This window comes from Paenibacillus mesotrionivorans (genome assembly GCF_046098205.1).
GTDB lineage: Bacteria > Bacillota > Bacilli > Paenibacillales > NBRC-103111 > Paenibacillus_AR > Paenibacillus_AR mesotrionivorans.
Genome location: NZ_JBJURJ010000005.1, coordinates 182,272 through 202,732, shown reverse-complemented (window position 1 = coordinate 202,732; position 20,461 = coordinate 182,272). Strand labels below are relative to the sequence as shown.

11 protein-coding genes and 1 pseudogene are annotated in these 20,461 nt (G+C 53.1%); 6 read left to right on the top strand and 6 right to left on the bottom strand.

Translation table 11 applies throughout. The features are described 5' to 3' along the window. The first annotated feature begins 114 nt into the window (after nt 1-114). Together ACI1P1_RS09120 and ACI1P1_RS09115 are read left to right on the top strand one after the other, a co-directional pair. Nucleotides 115-4,536 carry an S-layer homology domain-containing protein gene (locus tag ACI1P1_RS09120; RefSeq protein ID WP_416216062.1) on the top strand — a complete coding sequence of 1,474 codons (4,422 nt, stop codon included), beginning with the start codon at nt 115-117 and terminating at the stop codon, nt 4,534-4,536. A 90-nt stretch (nt 4,537-4,626) separates the two neighbouring features. Next, complete coding sequence (locus tag ACI1P1_RS09115) at nt 4,627-6,642, top strand: discoidin domain-containing protein (protein WP_416216061.1); 2,016 nt, start codon at nt 4,627-4,629, stop codon at nt 6,640-6,642. Nucleotides 6,643-7,253: 611 nt separating this feature from the next. Here the strand turns inward: ACI1P1_RS09115 and ACI1P1_RS09110 are convergent. The 5 genes and pseudogenes from ACI1P1_RS09110 to ACI1P1_RS09095 all read right to left on the bottom strand — a co-directional run bounded on the left by ACI1P1_RS09110 (nt 7,254) and on the right by ACI1P1_RS09095 (nt 10,782). Next, the gene (locus ACI1P1_RS09110; protein ID WP_416216060.1) at nt 7,254-7,550 is read right to left on the bottom strand and encodes a hypothetical protein; all 297 of its coding nucleotides are present in this window, start codon (nt 7,548-7,550) and stop codon (nt 7,254-7,256) included. A 348-nt stretch (nt 7,551-7,898) separates the two neighbouring features. Next, a complete protein-coding gene (locus ACI1P1_RS09105) occupies nt 7,899-8,183 on the bottom strand; it encodes a DUF4183 domain-containing protein (protein WP_416216059.1) in 285 nt (94 codons plus the stop codon). Between the two features lie 85 nt (nt 8,184-8,268). Next, entirely contained in the window at nt 8,269-8,517 is a 249-nt protein-coding gene (locus ACI1P1_RS29735; RefSeq protein WP_463605675.1) for a DUF4183 domain-containing protein, read from the bottom strand. 69 nt (nt 8,518-8,586) lie between these two features. Then, nucleotides 8,587-9,441 (bottom strand): annotated as a pseudogene (locus ACI1P1_RS09100) (NTTRR-F1 domain); the annotation flags it as partial. A 273-nt stretch (nt 9,442-9,714) separates the two neighbouring features. Beyond that, on the bottom strand, nt 9,715-10,782 hold the full coding sequence (locus tag ACI1P1_RS09095) for a hypothetical protein (RefSeq protein WP_416216057.1): 1,068 nt from the start codon (nt 10,780-10,782) through the stop codon (nt 9,715-9,717). A gap of 549 nt (nt 10,783-11,331) precedes the next feature. On the opposite strand from ACI1P1_RS09095, the gene ACI1P1_RS09090 reads away from it, so the two are divergent. From ACI1P1_RS09090 to ACI1P1_RS09075, 4 genes are all read left to right on the top strand, one after another. Next, nucleotides 11,332-13,965, top strand: a complete 2,634-nt coding sequence (locus ACI1P1_RS09090; RefSeq protein ID WP_416216232.1) for a valine--tRNA ligase — start codon at nt 11,332-11,334, stop codon at nt 13,963-13,965. A gap of 289 nt (nt 13,966-14,254) precedes the next feature. Further along, the gene (locus tag ACI1P1_RS09085; RefSeq protein ID WP_416216056.1) at nt 14,255-15,697 is read left to right on the top strand and encodes a bifunctional folylpolyglutamate synthase/dihydrofolate synthase; all 1,443 of its coding nucleotides are present in this window, start codon (nt 14,255-14,257) and stop codon (nt 15,695-15,697) included. Between the two features lie 7 nt (nt 15,698-15,704). Further along, nucleotides 15,705-17,090 carry a UDP-N-acetylmuramate--L-alanine ligase gene (gene murC, locus ACI1P1_RS09080; protein ID WP_416216055.1) on the top strand — a complete coding sequence of 462 codons (1,386 nt, stop codon included), beginning with the start codon at nt 15,705-15,707 and terminating at the stop codon, nt 17,088-17,090. A gap of 144 nt (nt 17,091-17,234) precedes the next feature. Next, entirely contained in the window at nt 17,235-18,791 is a 1,557-nt protein-coding gene (locus ACI1P1_RS09075) for an SPOR domain-containing protein (protein ID WP_416216054.1), read from the top strand. A 272-nt stretch (nt 18,792-19,063) separates the two neighbouring features. Here the strand turns inward: ACI1P1_RS09075 and ACI1P1_RS09070 are convergent, their stop codons facing one another. Further along, nucleotides 19,064-20,344: an N-acetylmuramoyl-L-alanine amidase gene (locus ACI1P1_RS09070; RefSeq protein ID WP_416216053.1), complete on the bottom strand. Its 1,281-nt coding sequence runs from the start codon at nt 20,342-20,344 to the stop codon at nt 19,064-19,066. Between the last annotated feature and the right edge of the window lie 117 nt (nt 20,345-20,461).

Genomic DNA, 20,461 nt, shown 5'->3' with positions numbered 1-20,461 from the left:
AGCAGGATACGGCACATTTAAAGCCGTATCCAGTTTTCGAAATTGACCTATATTGCAAGCGCTTGCTAACCTTATAAGGCAAACAATAATTGTGTTAAGGGAGTGAATGGATTAATGGCGGGTTTTAAGATAAGAAAGCGCTTTATCTGGTTTCTAACAGGTTTGTTGGTATTTGCGGGATTGGGTCTTGGTATATATGCCCCTAGGGCAGAAGCGGCGGAGGGTTCCTCAGGTGATATTGCGCCTTTGCTGCTTGAGGACTTCATCGATGTTTCAGATTGGACGGACGTCTACAAAGGTCGTGGTACATTTGAAGTGATCGATGGTGTTGGGGTGATGACCCCCAATAGTAACAGTTATGGATATTCAGCGAAATCGGTGATCTACAATGTCTCTGAGCTACCCATCCTTCGGCTTAAGATTGACAGCGTTGACGAGGGAGGTCTGTGGGCATTAAAGCTGAATGCAGGCGACGGAGATAAAACGATACAAGGCGATACGAATAAAACTGGCGAAATTACCTTCGATTTGAGGAAAAATGAGTATACAAAGAACTGGAGCGGTGAAAAGAACTTCGAAATAAGACTGATGTTCGGGAGTAATACGAAGGACAAATCGTTCCGTATCAGCGAACTTTGGGCGGAGCCAGGAGTGCCATCGACGCCAAGCGGCCTCATTGCAGTAGCCGGTGATACATCGGCGACCTTGTCATGGAATGCTTCGGCAGGTACGGTCAGTTACAATGTATACCAATATGAAGGCGCGGTTGCACCGGTGGATCCCGCTGATTGGAATCTTGTAGGAACAGACGTGACAGATCCTACGTACACCGTGACAGGACTTACGAATGGTACAAGCTACACATTCGCGATAAAGGCTGCGAACGAACTAGGTGAAAGCGATTTTTCCGGGACTGCGATCGTGATACCTGCATCGGAAGATTCCTCAGGTGAGATTGTGCCGCTGCAGCTGGAAGACTTTAGCGATGGCGATGTTTCAAAATGGACGGACTTGACAAGGGGTACAATTGAGGAAATTGACGGTGTTGGGGTGATCACCCATACGGAGGATAAGTGGGGGAATGTAGGAATTCCGGTGACCTACAACGTTACCGATCTTCCAATCCTTCGTCTTAAGATGGACAGCGTTGACGAAGGAATAACATGGGCACTAAAACTTAAAACAAGTGACGGGGAATTAACGGTAGTAACTGACACTGTCAAAACCGGCGAATTTGCCTTCGATCTACGTAAGGTAGATCAGTCATGGGGGATGGCTGGTTTAAAAAACTTCACAATCAGACTCGTGTATCCGAGCGGCACAGGAAACAAGTCCTTCAGAGTCAGCGAACTGTGGGCGGAGCCAGCATCAGCACCGGCGGCACCCAACGACCTCGTTGCATCGGTCGGGAATTCATGGGCGGCCTTGTCATGGAATAATATCGTAGATGCGGGTGGTTACGGGGTAGCGGATCGTTACGATGTATACCAATATGAGAGCTCGGCTGCACCGGAGAATCCTGCTGATTGGGAGCGCGTTGGAATAGACGTGACGGACGCTGCGTTCACGGCGACAGGCCTAACGATCGGCAAGGAATACGTATTCGCGGTAAAGGCTAAGAACGCTGAAGGAGAGAGTGATTATTCAGCGGTGGCAATCGCGGCACCGATTCCAACGTACAAACTGAATTTAATGACGTTCAATATCAAGGACGGATCAGGTGTTGATGCAGAATTATGGAACACTCGCAAAAGAATATTTACCAAAATCATTAATGATTTTGCTCCAGACGTGTTTGGCATGCAGGAAGCCCATAACGAACTTATTAATTATTTGATCAATAACTTGGACGAACAGTATGCCTCAATTGGAGTCTCGCGCTATGGCAATACGGAAGAAGAATATAATAACATTTTGTATCGTTCTGACAAATTCGAAGTGGTGGATTCGGGAACATTCTGGTTAAGCGATACACCGAATCTTGTGGGCAGTAAGAGCTTATTTGATCCGCAATTTCCTCGTATAGCCACCTGGGCTAAGTTCAAGGCAATAGATAACCCGCAAGCTGAGTTTTATTACTTTAACACCCATTTCTCAACGAAAGATGAGGCTAAGAAGCAAGGTTCCTCCGTAATTCTGGATCAGATGGACCAAATTGTGGACTCGCCAGATGTACCCGTATTTCTGGGGGGAGATTTAAATGCTGACACAGACAACGCCGCTTTTAGATTGCTTGAGAATTCCAGCCTCAACGATACCTGGGCGAAAGCGGGGCACTCCTATACGGATGACGGCACCTACGGTAATTTTGAAGGCTTACTTAACGAGGGACACATCGATTGGATTTTCGAACGCAATGTAAACAAGATTCAATCGATCAAGATTAATCATTACAATGAAGGTGGTATCTATCCTTCCGATCATTATCCAGTTGAATTGGTCGTGGAAATTCCATTAACCGGCCGCGTGGGGGCAACTGTTCCTGGTGCGCCCCACGACGTATATGCGGCCTCTGATGAGGGATCGGCCAAAGTGCTCTTCGTTCCATCCAGGGATGATGGAGGAAGTGACATTCTGAATTATAAGGTTACCGTATTGCAGGGCGGCATTCCCATCAAGACGGAGAAGGGAGACGCAAGCCCAATTTCCGTCACAGGGCTGGATAAGGATGGCGAATACACGTTTACTGTGTCAGCTGTAAATGCGGTCGGCGAATCCGCCCAATCGAATCCTTCCAAGCCGATCTACGAATTGGCGAATGAGGAACTTGGCTTGCCGTATCTGGCAGCTGCTGTTTCGTCGGACCATTTGGTAAGCGGCAAAATAACCATCACGCCAACGAATAACCCCGTTGACGACCAGGAATACGCCCTATTTTGGGGAAATGCAAGCGGGAAACTGTCAGAGGTTCCAATCGCAACAATTCCGGTGGGCAACATGGAAGACGTAAATTACACTTTTGACAAAAAAACGGTACCAAGTGGAGCGACAGCGATCCTCGTGTACACCCGGATTCTCGGATTCCAATCCACAGCGTACTCCAAGGACATGTTGCCGACAGCTGGTGTTCAACCTTTGCAAATCGAGGATTTTTCCGATGTTTCGGATTGGACGGACTTAAGATACGGCAAAGTAACAGCGACTGACGGTGTCGGTACGATTAGCGTAAATGAAATGAACTATGACGGAACTATCTATAAGGATAGAAGTTTCGGATATGCAGGGATTCCTGTGTCTTACAATCTTACCGATCTTCCCATTCTTCGAGTCAAAATTGATAGCCTGGACGATGGGGCGAAATGGGCGCTCAAGCTTCATACGGAACCTCATCAAGGTGGAGGAGATATCACAATACAAGGTGACACTGATGAAACGGGTGTATTCACCTTCGACTTGAGGAAAATAACAAGTTGGGACGGCAATAAAGATTTCATCATCAAGGTGTTCGCAATCGGTGTGGGTAAATCGCTCAAAGTTAGCGAACTACGGACAGAACCGGCTGTCGTGTTACCAGCTGAACCGTCAGAACCGTCGACACCCTCGGATAACGGTAACACCCCAGTCACCGACAACCCTGTCAAATCGACCAGCGGCAGCATCGTCATACCTGCCGGGAAAGCCGGTGAGGTTGGCCTTGAAGATGCAGCTCTCGTCAAGGTTCCCGCAGGCGCAGCCGAACAAGAGTTGCGCATCACAATAGAGAAGCTGCTTGATGCGGCGCAATGGAAGACGGATCAGGGTGACATCGTCAGCCATGTGTTCGAGATGCTGAAGAATGTCTTCGGCAACTTCAAAAAACCGGTCACGATCTCGCTGAAGTTCGATCAGACTGCGGTGAAGGCAGGTCAAAGAGCTGCGATCTTCTACTATGATGAAGCCAAAAAAGTTTGGGTTGAAATTGGCGGCAAGATTGAAGGAGATCGTATCACAGCCGAGGTAAATCACTTCACTAAATTCGCGGTAATGACGATAGAGCAGGCCGATGGTGAGCCGAACCCGTCATTGCCGACATTCTCGGATATTGAAGGGCATTGGGCGAATAGCTCCATCATCAGCGCAGTGGCCAAGAAGCTGGTTGTCGGTTATCCTGATGGCACGTTCAAGCCGAACAAGTCTGTCACACGCGCCGAGTTTACGATCATGCTGATGAATGCGCTGAAGAAGGAGACTACTGACACAGTGCTAACGTTCAAGGACCGCGACAAGATCGGTGAGTGGGCGGCGAAAGCGGTCGCCCAAGCCGTCGAAGCTGGTATCGTCAGCGGTTATGAGGACGGCAATTTCCGCCCGAATACAATTATCACGCGATCGGAGATGGCAGTCATGATCGCCAAGGCGCTTCAGTTTCCGGCGGATCAGGCAACGGATACGGGTTTCGTCGACGACGAGAAGATTCCGCAATGGGCCAAATCGGCGGTCAAGGCTCTCACAGGGCTCGGCATCATCAGCGGACGAGGAGGGGATATATTCGCTCCGAACGATTCAGCGACCCGCGCGGAAGCCGTGACCTTGCTGCTGAATATGCTTGACAAATAGATTCTCAATTAAATAGTTTGACAAACATAACGCAGAGAACTCATTATGATGCTTCTGCGTTATGTTTGCATTATAAAGCGAGGAGTGATAATGATGTTTGCAAATATAAGAAAGCGTTTTATTATGATGCTGGCAATCGTGGTCGCCTTTACCGGATTCGGCCTTGGCGTACAACCAGTCTCAAGAGCAACAGCCGTGGAATTGAGCCCGTACAATCTTAAGATTATGACTTTCAATATTCGCAACGGGGGATCGGGAAGTGGCGACCAAGCCTGGGACGTTCGTAAAGACAGGGTCGTCAACGCGATCGATTCGTTCGGCCCTGACGTATTGGGAATGCAGGAAGGCTATCAATTTCAGATTGACTACTTGTTGGGTCACTTGAACGGACCGTACGCTTCGATTGGAATCTCGCGCTTCGGCAATACAACCAATGAATACAACAACATCATGTATCGATCGGACAAGTTCGAAGTGGTAGAATCGGGACAATTCTGGTTAAGCGATACGCCGGATATCGTCGGCAGCAAGAGTTCGTATGATACGGCTTGGCCTCGCATTTGCACCTGGGCCAAGTTTAGGTCCAAGGATAACAATAAAGCCGAGTTTAATTACTTCAACACTCATTTTGGATTGACGGAAGGCGCACAAGAGCAGGCAGCTTCCGTTATCCTGGATCGGATCGCCCAATATGCGATTTCACCTAACGCGCCGGTGCTTCTCGGAGGAGATCTGAACGTACAGGAAACAAGCAACGCCTTCCTTGCGCTTCAGAATTCAGACCTGAATGATACGTGGGCGGATGCGGGTCACTCTTATGCGGATGATGACGGCACCTATAGCAACTTCGACGGATCTACGACGACAGGTCATATCGATTGGATTTTCCAACGAAATGTTCGCCAGATCCAATCGATCCAAATTAACAGATACAACGAGAACGGGCACTATCCTTCCGATCATTACCCGATTCAATTGGTGGTAGACATACCGTTGACAGGAGACCCGGCCCCGGATCGTACGAACTTCGGAAGCCCGTCGTCACAATATACAGACAGTCCGGTCGGCGAGGATATAACAAAGGCGTTCGATCACAACAAATTAACTAAATATTACACTCCTCACGGCACAGCGTGGATTCAGTTCCGATTCGCAAACGAAAGCCAGTTTGTCGTGAATCGGTATCGCATCTCCTCAGCGAATGACAACAAGACGACTCGTGATCCGAAAAATTGGACGGTCAAGGGTTCGAATGACGGCGTGAATTGGGTCACTCTCGACACCAGATCCAATCAAAGTTTTGAATTGCGTTTTCAGACGAAGGAATATACGTTCAACAATGCCACCGGCTTCGAATATATCCGGCTAGAGATAACGAGCAACGGCGGCTCCGCTCTACAACTGTCTGAGCTGCAATTGTTTGATTACGTGAATGTCGCTCGAAATGCATCCGTAAGTGCGGACGGCTATCGCAGCGAGGAAACGCCGGAAAAAGCCGTGGATGGAACAACCGTTGGAAATAGCAAATGGTGCTCTGTTGGGGCCGAGCCACATTGGTTGCAATTGGATTTGGGTGTCCGTCACAACTTCACACAATTTATCATACTGCATGCCGCAGCGGGCGGTGAGAATGCTGATTACAATACGGTGGCCTACCAAATTCAAGTAAGCGACAATGGCACCGATTGGACCAGCGAAGTGAATGTCGAGAACAACAAGGCCAATGCAACCACGCACCAAGTGAATACATTCGGCAGATATGTTCGATTGCTCGTTACGGATAGTACGGCCAGGAACGGGGATAACTCGGCCCGCATCTATGAACTTGGGGTATACGGGCAGCAGCAGGGCGGGACATTCTACAAGGACGGAAGCTATGGCGGATATGCGGTCAGCCTGCCCAAAGGGAATTATACGCTTGCCGAGCTCCAGGAGGCCGGGATCCGAAACGACGATATTACCTCCCTGAGAATATACGGAGGAGCGACGGTAGAACTATATTGGGATAATAATTTTCAAGGTTCCATGCTGACATTGACTGCGGATCAGACATCGCTAAGTCCATATGGCTGGAACGACAAAACATCTTCCTTACGTATTTATTAACAAATATGAAATCAGGCGGGAGGGTTCCACTTAGCTGGAGCCCTCTTTTCTATAAAATGAATGTTTTTTATTGCTTTCATAAACCAAATGGATGAATTGTGAAAGCAAATGCTGTTTTCGAAATACAAAAATGCGCTGATATGGCTTAGTGTTAGTCTCACAAACAAGCACAATGAGGAGGATCGGAAGTTGGAGAATCAACTGCAACGCCGCAAAGGTTTTGGAATCGGCTCTTACGAAGGAAGGACAACCTAACACGCCCCGCTGCCCGTAAGCTGGCAATACCGTTGCGTGTTGCGGATGGCTGGCATTTCTATTAGCAGTTATTACAATCTATGCATGAAAAAGGGATGTAAGACTTCTGTTCCGGTAGAAGAAGCGGGGGCTTGGTCGAAAATTCGGGGATTTAGGTCGTGTTTACAAACACGGCTTAGAAGAATGGAAATTCAATGCGCAGCAGAAATTTCCCGGCGCAGCTTTTCAAAAATAGAGTTGACGCCTACCCACCATTCGGGATCCTCCGCGCACTGGGAGTTCAAGCACTGGTTGGGATGGGTATCCTCCGGTCGGGTGCGGCTGATGGTGAGGATGGTTTTGGAGGCAATATGGGCCTAGTCGGCAATGCCTATGTTATACGCTTGCCAGCTGTGATGCACATTGAAGGGATTGTTGGCAATTTTCTTCGCCTGCTTGTTTTCCCTGGGCACATATCCCTGCTCCTGTCCGGTAATGGCGAAAAGAAGCAGCGGATTCAGGTTGTTCCTCTCGGCTGCTTCAAGGATGGCTGAGAAGTAGGGATCATCGGCAAACAGAGAGTTTCTGGCCTGAAGCCAGTTCTTCAATTGCAGGGGGTCGACAGGATGATAGGTATATACAAGGGGAAGCGGAGAATCGGAGACAATGGGCATGGGCATAGATTCAGAAGGTCGGGGAAAAGAGGGAGGCGCCGGAGCTGTCCTCAGGGGGAAGCACCGGTTTAGTCGGAGCACCTGCCCATTTGCCGGCACCTGCGAAAGGCTGCAAAAGAAGCCGCACGGGCAGAAGCCCTCCGATAGATCCGGTGGAGGGCTTTGGACATCATAGCCTCCCGCTGTTCTGCGGTGAAGCCGGTTTCCCCGGTAGCTCCAGTAATGCCAGTAGCTCCAGTGGAGCCTTTTATAATAGGCCCGAGGTCAAAGGAGGAAAAAAACAACTTCTATCTGGGATAGAAGTTGAAAAAAGGTTTTTTTATAGAATTATCGAATGATCAAGTCACCTTAAGACACGACGAACTGAACGACAAGGGGTGTGCCGTCACTCAGGACGTCTCCACCCGGGATGGTAATCGCAGTCGTCGTAACGGTGGACGTATCCGCTGTTTGCAAAATGCCGTTAATATACAGATTGTAATAATTGAACGAGCCCGGAAATGCTGTCGCGGCAGTGCCGCCGTCGTCAGTAAATGCTGTGGCAGCAATAGCGAATGTTGCCCCCGTTCCTGTCCCTGCACCAAAGGTGGATGCGAATCTCAGACTATTTTGATATGGGGTTACGATTGGCATGATTTCTCACCTCCCTACCTAAAAATAGTATATGTGGTAGATTCGGAGGTAGTAAGGGCGAAGGAACGGGGAATGATAACCATTTTTATCCACCTTGCAGTTGAAGATTAAATTGTACAGTCTCAATAATGATAGGCGTACCAGCAAATATGCTGCCGCTTTGTGCAGGAAAGAACAACATGCCGGGACTAATGCTATATAAATTGCCAGGTTGTACAAGACCATTAATGAATAGATTATTGAAGCTGTTTGTGCCTAGTCCGGCAAATTCGGTAACGCTGTTTCCATTATCATCGCTGAACTCCCCTGCAGGAATTGTAACAGAGGAAGACAAGTTCAGATCTGCAGGTGGGAAATGAAAGTATCGGTTTGCGGTAGAAACAATTTCTATTGCCGAAATGTCGCCCGTCGCACCCGTCGCTCCAGTAGCCCCAGTTTCACCGGTAGCTCCTGTTGCTCCGGTTACGCCAGAAGTTCCGGTCACCCCCGTAGCGCCAGTAGCCCCCGTGGCTCCCGTAGCCCCCGTGCCTCCAGTAGCCCCGGTCACCCCCGCGGTCCCAGTAACACCCGTAGCCCCGGAGGCCCCCGTTATCCCCGTCACTCCCGTAGCTCCGGTACGTCCCGTGGGGCCGGTTTGCCCTGCAGTTCCCGCAGTGCCAGTGGCTCCCGTGGGGCCAGTAACACCCGTTACCCCCGTCACGCCTGTAGCTCCGGTACGTCCCGTGGGACCGGTTTGCCCCGCAGCTCCCGCAGCGCCTGTGGCTCCCGTGGGGCCGGTTACGCTAGGAGTGAGATCAACAGCGCTCATCAGAATAACATCGTCCACCAATATGCTGGTTGTGGAAGGCTGCGGAGCCATACTGATGGAAATTTGGGCAGAAGCGGTTCCCGCCGGTGCCGGGGTAGTTACGCCCTCAAACATCTGCCACTGGGAATTGGTGAAAAAGCCCGGTGGCACCACCAGCGTAAAACCATTGCCGAGATAGATGGCGGAGCTGGAGAAAAAATTAACAGTTACGACTACTACCGGGCTTGTTCCGGCAAAAGGATAGTCCAGAGACACCGACACATAAAGTCCTTCTCCGGGAGCTGTCACGACTGCTTGCTGCAGGGAAGCGTTGGGAAGTCCGGCCAATAGCTGGGCGCTTTGAAAACCGCTTTTGGATATAGAGCTGACAACGGTGTTGACGGCCACCCAATTTGTCAAACCTTGTTCGAAGCTGTAGTTAAGAATTCGGTTATTTAATTGAATTGCCACTTCATCATCCACTCCTGTTTTTAGAAAATCCCAGGGGCTTTTGCGAACCCAAATTGACGATTGTTTCAAGCTGGTCTACCGTTCAAGTGGGTTGAACAAACGCAAATGCAGCACCTCCTTCTTCAAGGGATCAGCGCTTCCTATTAGCAGTTATTATAATCTATGCATGAAAAAGGGATGTAAGACTCCTGTTCCGGTAGAATAAACGGGGGCTTGGTCGAAAATTCGGGGATTACGGCCATGTTTGCAAACACGCCTTAGAAGAATAGAGATTCAAGGCTTAGCAGGAATTTCCCTGCGCAGCTTCTCAAAAATAGAGTTGACGCCCACCCACCACTCGGGATCCTCCGCATACCGGGTATTCAACCATTGAATCGGATGGGCTCCTTCAGGTCGGGTGCGGCTGATGGAGAGGATGGTTTTGGAGGCAATATGGGCCGAGTCAGCAATGCCTGTGTTATACGCTTGCCAGCTGTGATGTACATTGAAGGGATTGTTGGCAATTTTCTTCGCCTGCTTCTTTTCCTTGGGCACATAACCCTGCTCCTGACCGGTAATGGCGAAGAGAAGCAGCGGATTCAGGTTGTTCCTCTCAGCGGCTTCGAGAATGGCGGAAAAATAGGGCTCTTCAGCCAACAGGGAGCTTCTGGACTGCAGCCAGCCTTTCAATTCTGCCGTGTTGACTTGATGGTAGGTATATTCATCGGGAAGCGGAAAGTCGGAGATTGCAGGCAGGGAGGTGGAATCAACAGATGCGGAAGAGAGCGAAGCGTTGTAGTCAACCTTGGGATGAATGTCCGGTTCAGTAGGAGCGCCTGCAGCCCACAAAAAGAAGACCAGCAAGGCCGCCCCGGCCAACTGCCAGATCCTGCGGCTACCCGATGAAGGGAGTGAAGCTTGATGAGCAAGGGGCTCCTGAGACAAGTGCTCCTGAGGAAGCGACAGCTTTTTTGGTATCAACGGATATGGAGATGCAAAAGGAGGACAAGAGCCGGCGGCTAATTCATGTTTGCCCATCCACACCTCAAGCTGCGCAAGAGCAGGCTCCTCCAGCTCCAGCAGCAGGCAAGCCTCCAGCACATCCTGGGTCAAAAGTGGCGCTGCCCCCTCCTGATTCAAACGTGCCAGCAGCCTCTGACGGAGTATGACCCGGGTGCTCTCCTCAAATTCCGGCAGCTGGACATCGATGATCCGATGAATGGCATTGGAGAACACATCCTCCTGCTGCTCTGCAGTGAACCCGGGATGTTTGCCGGCAATATAGTGTTTGACCCGTCTAATGACTGTATCGTCGATAATCGCCCGTTCTTCCGGAAGCCCCTTCTGCTGCAGCATAATCACGCTATCCACCATTCCGCGTATGATATGAATATTTTACCATATGCTCCCCGATTGGGGAACTTCCTGTGCATACAACCTTCACAACTTGCCCATACTAAACGTAAGCCTGCCTGTTGACTCACGTGCGGCAGTCGTATATCATAGAATATATAAATTTTCCATACAAGCTTGGATGGGGAGTAGTAGACGGATTTTCCTTCACAGAGAGCGGAGCCGGTAACGGCTGCAAGGTTCCGCGTAGGAGCAAGCATCCACGAAGTCGCCCCGGAGCTGCAGATTGGAGGGACCCGAGAGGGTGCCGTGTACAATTTGCCGGCAGACGGCCGTTATCCGTTTATTGAGTGCCGCAGGCGTACCCTTATGGTTGTGCCGCGGAATGAAGGTGGTACCACGGAAGCGTTAGCCTTTCGTCCTTTGATGAGGACGGAGGGCTTTTTTTGTTGGCTTGAACTCAATTTGAATGAAATGGCGGAGGGGATTCACATGGCAGAACTGCATGAAGAAGCGCTGGAAACAGCCGCAGCCGACACGTCCAAAGCGGCCGGCGGCATGCCGACCACATACGATCCGAAGGAAGCGGAAACCAAGTGGTATGAATATTGGAAGCAAAACGGGTATTTCGAAGCGGGCAAACGTCCGGACAAGGAAACCTTCACTATCGTGATCCCGCCCCCGAATGTAACGGGAATGCTGCATATCGGGCATGCGCTGGATTTTACCCTGCAGGATATTCTCACCCGGATGAAGCGGATGCAGGGCTACGACACCCTGTGGCTGCCGGGTTCGGACCATGCCGGAATCGCGACCCAAACCAAGGTGGAGCAGAAGCTCCGTGCCGAAGGGATTACCCGCTATGATCTGGGCCGGGAGAAGTTCCTGGAGAAGGTGTGGGAGTGGAAAGGGCACTATAACGACATTATCCGCGACCAATGGGCCAAAATGGGTCTGGCGCTGGATTATTCCCGGGAGCGGTTTACCCTGGATGAGGGCCTGAACAAGGCAGTCCGCCAGGTGTTCGTCAAGCTGTATGAGAAGGGCCTGATTTACCGGGGCAAATATATCATCAACTGGGACCCGGCAGCCCGTACGGCCTTGTCGGATATTGAAGTGGAATATAAGGAAGTGCAGGGGCATCTGTATCACCTGGAGTATCCCTTGAAGGACGGCAGCGGCAGCATCATTGTGGCCACCACCCGTCCGGAGACCATGCTGGGCGATACGGCGGTAGCCGTCAACCCCAAGGATGAGCGCTACGCCCATCTGATCGGCAAGACATTGGTGCTTCCAATTGTGGGCCGGGAAATTCCGGTGATTGCAGACGACTATGTGGAAAAAGAGTTCGGCAGCGGTGCGGTTAAGATTACCCCCGCCCACGACCCCAACGACTTCGAAGTAGGCAGACGCCATAATCTGCCTCAAGTCCTGGTTATGGACGAAACCGGCACCATGAACGAAAATGCTGGCAAATACAACGGGCAGGACCGTTTCGAATGCCGCAAGCAACTGGTTGCCGATCTGAAGGAGCAAGGTGTGCTGGTAAAGATTGAGGACCATCTGCATCAGGTGGGCCACAGCGAACGCAGCGGCGCTGTTATTGAGCCGTACCTGTCCACGCAATGGTTCGTGTCCATGAAGCCGTTGGCGGAGCGGGCGATTGCCGCCCAGAAGAGCGGTAAGGGCACCCATTTTGTGACGGAGCGTTTTGAACGGACGTATATGCAATGGATCGAAAATGTCCGCGATTGGTGTATTTCGCGCCAGCTGTGGTGGGGCCACCGGATTCCCGCCTACTATTGTGAGGCTTGCGGCGAGCTGCATGTTTCCGAAGAAGAAGTGACGGCTTGCGCCAAGTGCGGAAGCGCCCAAATCCGCCAGGACGAGGATGTGCTGGATACCTGGTTCAGCTCCGGGCTGTGGCCGTTCTCCACACTGGGCTGGCCGGAAGCTACCGATGATCTGAAGCGGTACTATCCCACCAGCGTGCTGGTTACGGGTTACGACATTATTCCGTTCTGGGTGTCCCGGATGATCTTCATGGGATTGGAATTCACCGATGAAATCCCCTTCAAGGATGTGCTGATTCACGGTTTGGTGCGGGATTCGGAAGGACGCAAGATGTCCAAGTCCCTGGGCAACGGTGTGGACCCGTTGGAGGTTATCGAGAAGTACGGCGCGGACGCCATGCGCTTCATGATTTCCACCAGCAGCACGCAAGGCCAGGACCTTCGTTTCCGGTGGGAACGGGTGGAGCAAATCCGCAATTTTGCCAACAAGATCTGGAATGCCTCCCGCTTTGCACTGATGAATCTGGAGGGTGTGGAGCTTGCGGATGTTCACCTGAACCGGAAGCTGTCTACCTCCGACCGTTGGGTTCTTCACCGTCTGAACGAGACTGTACGGGATGTTACCCGTCTGATGGATCAATACGAATTCGGCGAAACCGGCCGGCTTTTGTATAACTTTATCTGGGATGACCTGTGCGACTGGTACATTGAGTTCGCCAAGCTGTCCCTCTACGGCACCGATGTGGAAGCCAAGACTAGCACCCAGGCGGTTCTCGCGTATGTGCTGGACCGGACGCTGCGCCTGATCCATCCGTTTATGCCGTTTATCAGCGAAGAGATCTGGCAGCATCTGCCCCATGAAGGCGAGACCATCATGCTGTCCGATTGGCCGCAATACAACCCTGCCTTGGAAGCGCCGGAGGCTGTTGGCGAGATGGCTTTCCTGATGGATATTATCCGTTCGGTGCGGAATATCCGGGCGGAAGTGAATGTGCCCATGTCCAAAAAAATCGAGCTGCTGCTGAAGCCCGCAGACACCCAAGCCCAAGCGGCCTTGGAGCGGAACACGGAATACCTGAAGCGCTTCTGCGGCACCTCGCTGCTTGAAGTGAACACCGCACTGGAAGCGCCGGCCAAGGCCATGACTGCTGTGGTAACAGGAGCCGAGCTGTATCTGCCTCTGGCAGGTCTGATTGATATTGCCCAGGAAATTGCCCGTCTGGAGAAGGAAATCCAGAGCCTCAACAGCGAGGTGGAGCGTGTCGAGAAGAAGCTGGCCAATGAAGGTTTTGTCGCCAAGGCTCCGGCCAAGGTAATTGAGGAAGAGAAGGCCAAGATGGCCGACTATTCCTCCAAACGTGAAATTGTGGCAGCCCGCCTGGCGGAGCTGAAGGGTTAATTGAAGCAACGGACATAGCAGAGTCAGCGTCTTTATGAAGGCGCTGGCTCGCTTGTGCGATAAAGAATGAATATATATCCGCAAACATGAACGAGAGGGATAGGTTGGCTTGAGGCCGACAAAACGTGTTTGAGCTTCCAAGACAAGCCTATCCCGGTAGTGAATGTTGTCCAGTGAATATATATCCGCCCTGGAGCTTTTTCTAATTTTCGCCAATTATCCGTCGCAAGCGTGACAGATGGCTGTATCCGAAGGGACAGCCGATCATATAGTGATAAGGGATGAGCTCATGGTACATGAGAATCGGATCGACAATAGGAATGATTTGGACCGGGAACACAGCGGAAAGCCGGAGACGGGAGAGCATACGGAGTTCGCGGAAGCCGGGCTGGGGGATTACCGGGAAGCGGTGGAATGGATCACCGGGCTGGTATCCCTGGGGATGAAACCCGGGCTGAAGCGTATGGAGCGGCTGATGGACATGCTGGACCACCCGGAGCGCAGACTGAAGTTTATTCATGTGGCGGGCACCAACGGCAAGGGCTCCACCTGCGCCTATCTGACTAAGGTGCTGTTGGCTAACGGCTATGATGTAGGCACCTTTACCTCCCCTTATATCGAAAAGTATACCAACCGGATCCAATACAACGGATTGGATATACCGGAGGAGGAACTGCTGCGCCTCTGCCGCCGGCTGAAGCCTCTTGTGGAGGAAATCGCTGCTACAGAGCTGGAATCCCCCACGATGTTCGAGGTTTCCACGGCTCTGGCTTTGATGTATTACGGCACCGTAACCTACCCGGATTATGTGGTTTGGGAAACCGGGCTTGGGGGAAGGCTGGATTCCACCAATATCGTCACTCCGGTGATATGTGTCATTACCAATGTAGGGCATGATCATATGGAAATTCTGGGTGACACACTGGCCAAGGTGGCGGAGGAGAAGGCGGGGATTATCAAATCCGGAGTGCCGGTGGTGACGGCCTGCGATCAGCCACCCGTGCTGGAGGTGATCCGCGCCAAAACGAAGGAGCTGCAGGCGCCTTTGTATGAACTAGGGCGGCAGTTTTCTTATGAGGTGAAGTCGGAGGAGTTGAACCGGCAAAGCATTCACTGGAACGGTCCCTTTTGCCGGTACGACAATCTGGTTGTGGGGCTGAATGGCCCCCATCAGTTGAAGAACGCTTCGGTAGCAATGATGGTGATTGAGGTTCTGCGGCAGTATCAGGCACTGGTGCTGGAGGAGGATTCCTTGTATGCCGGTTTTGCGGAGGCACGCTGGCCCGGACGGCTGGAGCTGATTTCCGCCAATCCCCGGGTTCTCCTGGACGGCGCCCATAATCCGGAAGGAGCGGAGAGTCTTGCCCGGGCACTGGAGGGACCCGCCTACGCCCGGCAGAAGCTTCATCTGATGATGGGCATGATTTCCACCAAGAATCATACGGGCTATCTGGAGCATATACTGCCTATAGCAGACACTGTGATCTTTACGGAACCGGATTTCCATAAAAAACTGGATGCCGCCAAGCTGGCGGAGCTTGCCATGCCTTTGGCGTCCCGCCTCTCCCCGCAGCCTGCCATCATCATAGAGCCCGACTGGAAAAAAGCGCTGGAGCGGCTTACCGCTCTCACTTCGCCCGGGGACCTGGCGGTTGTATCGGGCACATTGTACTTAATATCTGACGTTCGGACCTGGATGTTGTATCATACCGATTCTGAAAAGGGCTGGTGAGACGCGCGTGAACACTTCGGAGCACGTTCATTTTATAGGAATTGGCGGTTATGGGATGAGCGCCATCGCCAAAGTTATGCTGGAAATGGGCTTCCATGTGTCGGGGTCCGACCTGGCGCAGCAGGAATTGACCGAGAAGCTGGCCAAAAAGGGAGCCGACGTGTTCATCGGCCACGAAGCCGAGCATGTGCAAGGGGCCGACCTGGTCGTGTATTCCACCGCGCTGTCCAAGGATAATGTGGAGATCAAACGTGCGGAAGAGCTGAATATTCCCGTTATCCACCGCTCGGAGATGCTGGCCCGGCTGTTGAATACCAAGAAGGGCGTTGCGGTTGCAGGCGCCCACGGCAAAACCACCACCTCCTCCATGATTTCGCTGGTGCTGGAGCAGTGCGGAACGGATCCGACGTATATTATCGGGGGCGAAATCCTTAATCTTGGCAGCAACGCCAAGGCGGGCAAGGGCGACTATGTAGTGGCCGAAGCGGATGAAAGCGACGGCACCTTCCTGCAGTACCACCCCTACCTGGGCGTGGTCACCAACATTGAAGCGGATCATCTGGAGCATTACGACGGGGATTTCGAAAAGCTTAAAAGCGCTTATGCCCGTTTCCTGAGCCAAGTCAAATCGGACGGCAAGGCGGTGGTATGCGCCGACGATCCTTATATCGAAGCCATGCTTCCTGAGCTGGGCGGCAAGGCCGTTACCTACGGGCTTGGGAAAGGAGCGGATTATTCCGCCCATGACCTGATTCTGGGTGACCGCAGGGTCCAGTTCACGGTTCATCATAAAGACGAGATTCTGGGGACCATGAGGCTGTCCGTCCCCGGCAAGCACAATGTGTACAACGCTCTGGCGACCCTGATTGTCTGCCTGGATGCTGGCTTAAGCTTCAGCCAGATCGCAGAGGCCATTGTGGACTTCCGCGGCGCCAAACGCCGGTTCCAGGTGATGGGGGAGTCGGGTGGCATCCTGGTCATTGATGATTATGCCCACCATCCCACCGAGATTGAAGCCACCATCAGCGCAGCCAGAGCAACGGGCAAACGGATTGTGGCCGTCTTCCAGCCCCAGCGCTACACCCGGACCTTTTTCCTGCTGGACCAGTTCAGCAGGGCGTTCCCGGAAGCCGATGAGGTGGTGCTGACGGATATCTACAGCCCGGCGGGAGAGCAGCAGATCGAAGGCATCAGCTCCGCCCGGCTGGCAGGCCTGATCCGGGAGAACAGCAATCCGCAGGTGCGCCATCTGCCCACCAAGGATGATGTGTTCGACTATTTGCAGAGTACGGTAACCAGCGGTGATTTGGTCATCACGATGGGTGCAGGCGACATCTGGAAGGTAGCCGACCGGTTGGCCAAGGATCTGCGGGCTAGGTACGGCGAGGAATAAGGTAATATAATGAGCAGCCCCGGAATCCCTCCATGGAGAGGCGGTCCGGGGCATTTTTGTCCTACAACCTGGACTTCCCTGTTCTAACTCTTCCATCTCTATCATAAAGTAAACTATCGATGAGTTGGACAAGGAGAGATACGGATGAATAAAGCAAGAATCACATACCGTTTTGACGGGGATAAGGACAAGCGGAATGACGGAGTGAATGATGCCGGGAACGGACGCGAGCCCAACAGAGTGATTCCTTTGTTCCAGGAGGAGTACCAGGTGGTGGAGGAGCAGAAGGGGCCGGAGCAAGAGGACGCTTCCGGAAGCCAGGAGGACTATTGGCAGCAGAAGGGCTCCCGTGGTCCCTCCCAGCAGCGGGAAATCCGGGATTATCAGAGCCTGAACCAGTATACGACGGATTTTGGCGCGTGGAGCAGCCCATTCGATGCGGAAACCCAGCGGATCGAGGACATGATCCGGGAGTCCAACGAACGGGAAGGCCGCCGTCCTATGGGGGATCCCATTTCGGGGCGGCCTGACGGCTACCGCTACAGAAGGCCGGAGGGCCGGACTAGTGCCGAAGACAGCCGCGGCTACCGGGAGCAGCAGCTGCGCGAAACGGCGAATCTGCCTGCGGATGAGGAATGGCTGCGGGAGGACGGCACCCCCGGGTTTGAGGGGGACGGTCAGCCGGAAGGCCCTTATGTGCGGCGCCGGACAGTTCGTTGGGACCAGGAGGCCGAGGACCGCAATGATCCCGATGGCCCTACCTGGGGCGGCCCGGCCTGGGATGGGCCGGAGGTCAGCGGTCCCCGGTATGTGCGCCATAACCGCACCCCGTGGCTGAAAATCACCGCAGCTATTGCCGGAGCAGCGGTGACCGGGGTGATGCTGGGTTTCCTGGCGCTGTCCCTGTTCAACGGCCCGGACGATACAAGCGGAGGCAGCACTGCCCAGACGGCCCAAAATCCGGCCGGCCAAGGGCAGAATGCGCTGCCGGTAAACGGAAACGTCCAGAATGCCGCCGGCGGCACAGCGGCAGGGGCCGGAGCAGCGACTTCCTCCGGCAAGGAGATCGCCATGTCATATGCAGGCAAAACCTACTCGCTGCTCCAAAACGGAACCTTCTCCGCCCAACAGGGTGCGGATCAGGCTAAAAGCGATTTGCTGAAAAAAGGTTTGGCCGCAGCCAGTGAACAAACAGACAAATATTATGTATTCGCAGGCATGGCAGCCGATAAGGAAAGCGCCGTGACCCTGGGTAATCAGCTCAAGGAAAAAAGCAAGCTGGACATTTACGTGAAGGCTTATGCGGTTCCGGCTGTCAGCAAGGTCCGTTGGAACGGCAACGGGGAAACGCTGAAATCCTACCTCCAGCAGTCCGACAAGCTGGTGGAATCCATCAACCGCCTGACGGTGATGAATCTGGAGGCGGGAAGCATTCCGGGAGCACCGGATGCTTCCACTATGCAATCTATCGCCACCGCCCATACCGCCTGGTCCCAGCTGTCGTCCACCGTTGCCCAAGAGGGGGGAGAGGAGAACAAAGCCGTCCTCCAGCGGATGAACAACGCCTTGAATTCCGCCAAAACCTCCTTGGACGAATACAAAAAGAACCCGTCCACAGCCATGCTGTGGCAGGCCCAAACCTACACCATGCAGTTCGTCATCGCCGAGAAGGAGCTCCTCACTAAAATCGGTCAAAGCTGATGGCTCCGGGGCTTGGCTAGGCTGGGCTGGGCTAGGGTCACCGCCCCTGCGGCCAGTAGAGCCTTGAGCCTGTAACGGAACAGAGAAGCGCTTAGCTGCCGGGAAACGATCCAGCCGATTTATAACGGAACTTAAAAGCTCTTAGAAGACAACATGCAGCCGAGCGGCAGCTATTTTGTCCTCTAAGAGCCTGAGAGTTCCGTTATTTTTCAATTTGGGCCTATTTCAGCCTCTAAGCGCCTCTTGGTTCCGTTACAGCGGTAGCGTCACCGTCACCGGATCAGCCGCGACAACAAAGCGGCCATTTCTGCCCGGGTCATACTCCGTTCAGGAGCGAAGGTGGTGGCGGTGGCGCCCTCCACAATGCCTTTGTCCTTGAGCCTGTTAATTGAAGCGGCTGACCACAAGGACAGCGGCACATCCTTGAAGACAGTGGCGGTGGCCTTCTGGCTGCTGCCCGGCCAGATCACCCGGTCGATCAGCGCCGCCGCTTCCCCGCGGGTCAAGGGTTTGTCCGGCCGGATGGTGCCGTCCTCATAACCGGACAGGATGCCGGTGGAGGCGGCCTTTTGCATTACGGCATAGGCCCAGTGGCTGGCGGGCAGGTCCTTGAATTTCACCGCAGCAGCCGACGTACCCTGGCTTCCACCTGAACCGCCGCCGTATGTGCTCCCAGTTACAGTGGCGTTGCCTGGGGTGGTTCCCCCGGCCGCAGCAGGCTCTGGCAGCGAAAATTGCCGCTCCAGCATGGTCACGAACTCCGCCCGGGTCAAAGCCCGCTCCGGGTAGTATTTACCGGCTTCGCCCTCCAATATGCCCTTGTTCTTCAATTTGAGGATAGCCTCATTGGCCCAGTGGGATAAGGAAACATCGGCAAAGGCACCTGGCTTTTCCAAGGGCTTGTAAGCCTCAATGCCCACGGCAATGCCCGCGGCCAGCTTCTGCCGGAAGTCGGCATCCGCTAAATTGGCGGCATCTCCTGCATTGGACAAGAAGGCGGTTTCCACGAGGATACTTGGAACCGAACCCATCCGGGCCACATAAACCGCAGAGGGAACTAATCCCCGGTCCACGGTGCCGGCGCTTTTCACCATTGCATCCTGCACCAGCTGCGCCAGCCGTTTGCTCTCCGGCGTAAGCGCCGCCATGGCATCGCTGGGCGGATAATCCGCTTGCGGGTAATCTTTATCGTAATAGAGCACCAAACTGCCGTTAATGGATGGGTTGGTATGGGCATTGGCATGCACCGATACGAACAAATCCGGAGCCAGGCTGTTGGTTATGGCCACCCGCTGCGCCAGGGACAAGTAAATATCCGAATCCCGGGTGAGAGCGACCTCATAACCGCGGCCTTCCAGAATCGCCTTGACGCGATTCACAACATCGAAGTTAACCGTTTTCTCATACAAGCCGTTGACGCCCACCGCTCCAGGATCAGAGCCGCCATGTCCGGCGTCAAGAACAATCTTAGCCGCTCCGGCCCAAGCCGGGGCTGGTTGCGCTACCGCGAAAACCAGGATAAGAAGGCCTGTAATCATTTTTTTTGTACCCATGAGCAATCCGGCCCACCTCCCAACCTCTATATTACTAGGCCGGGAACCGGTTGATAAGAGGAAAAAGTTGCAAATTGGCACAAAGTGTCGACAAAGCGGCTTGTTTCGCCCAACATT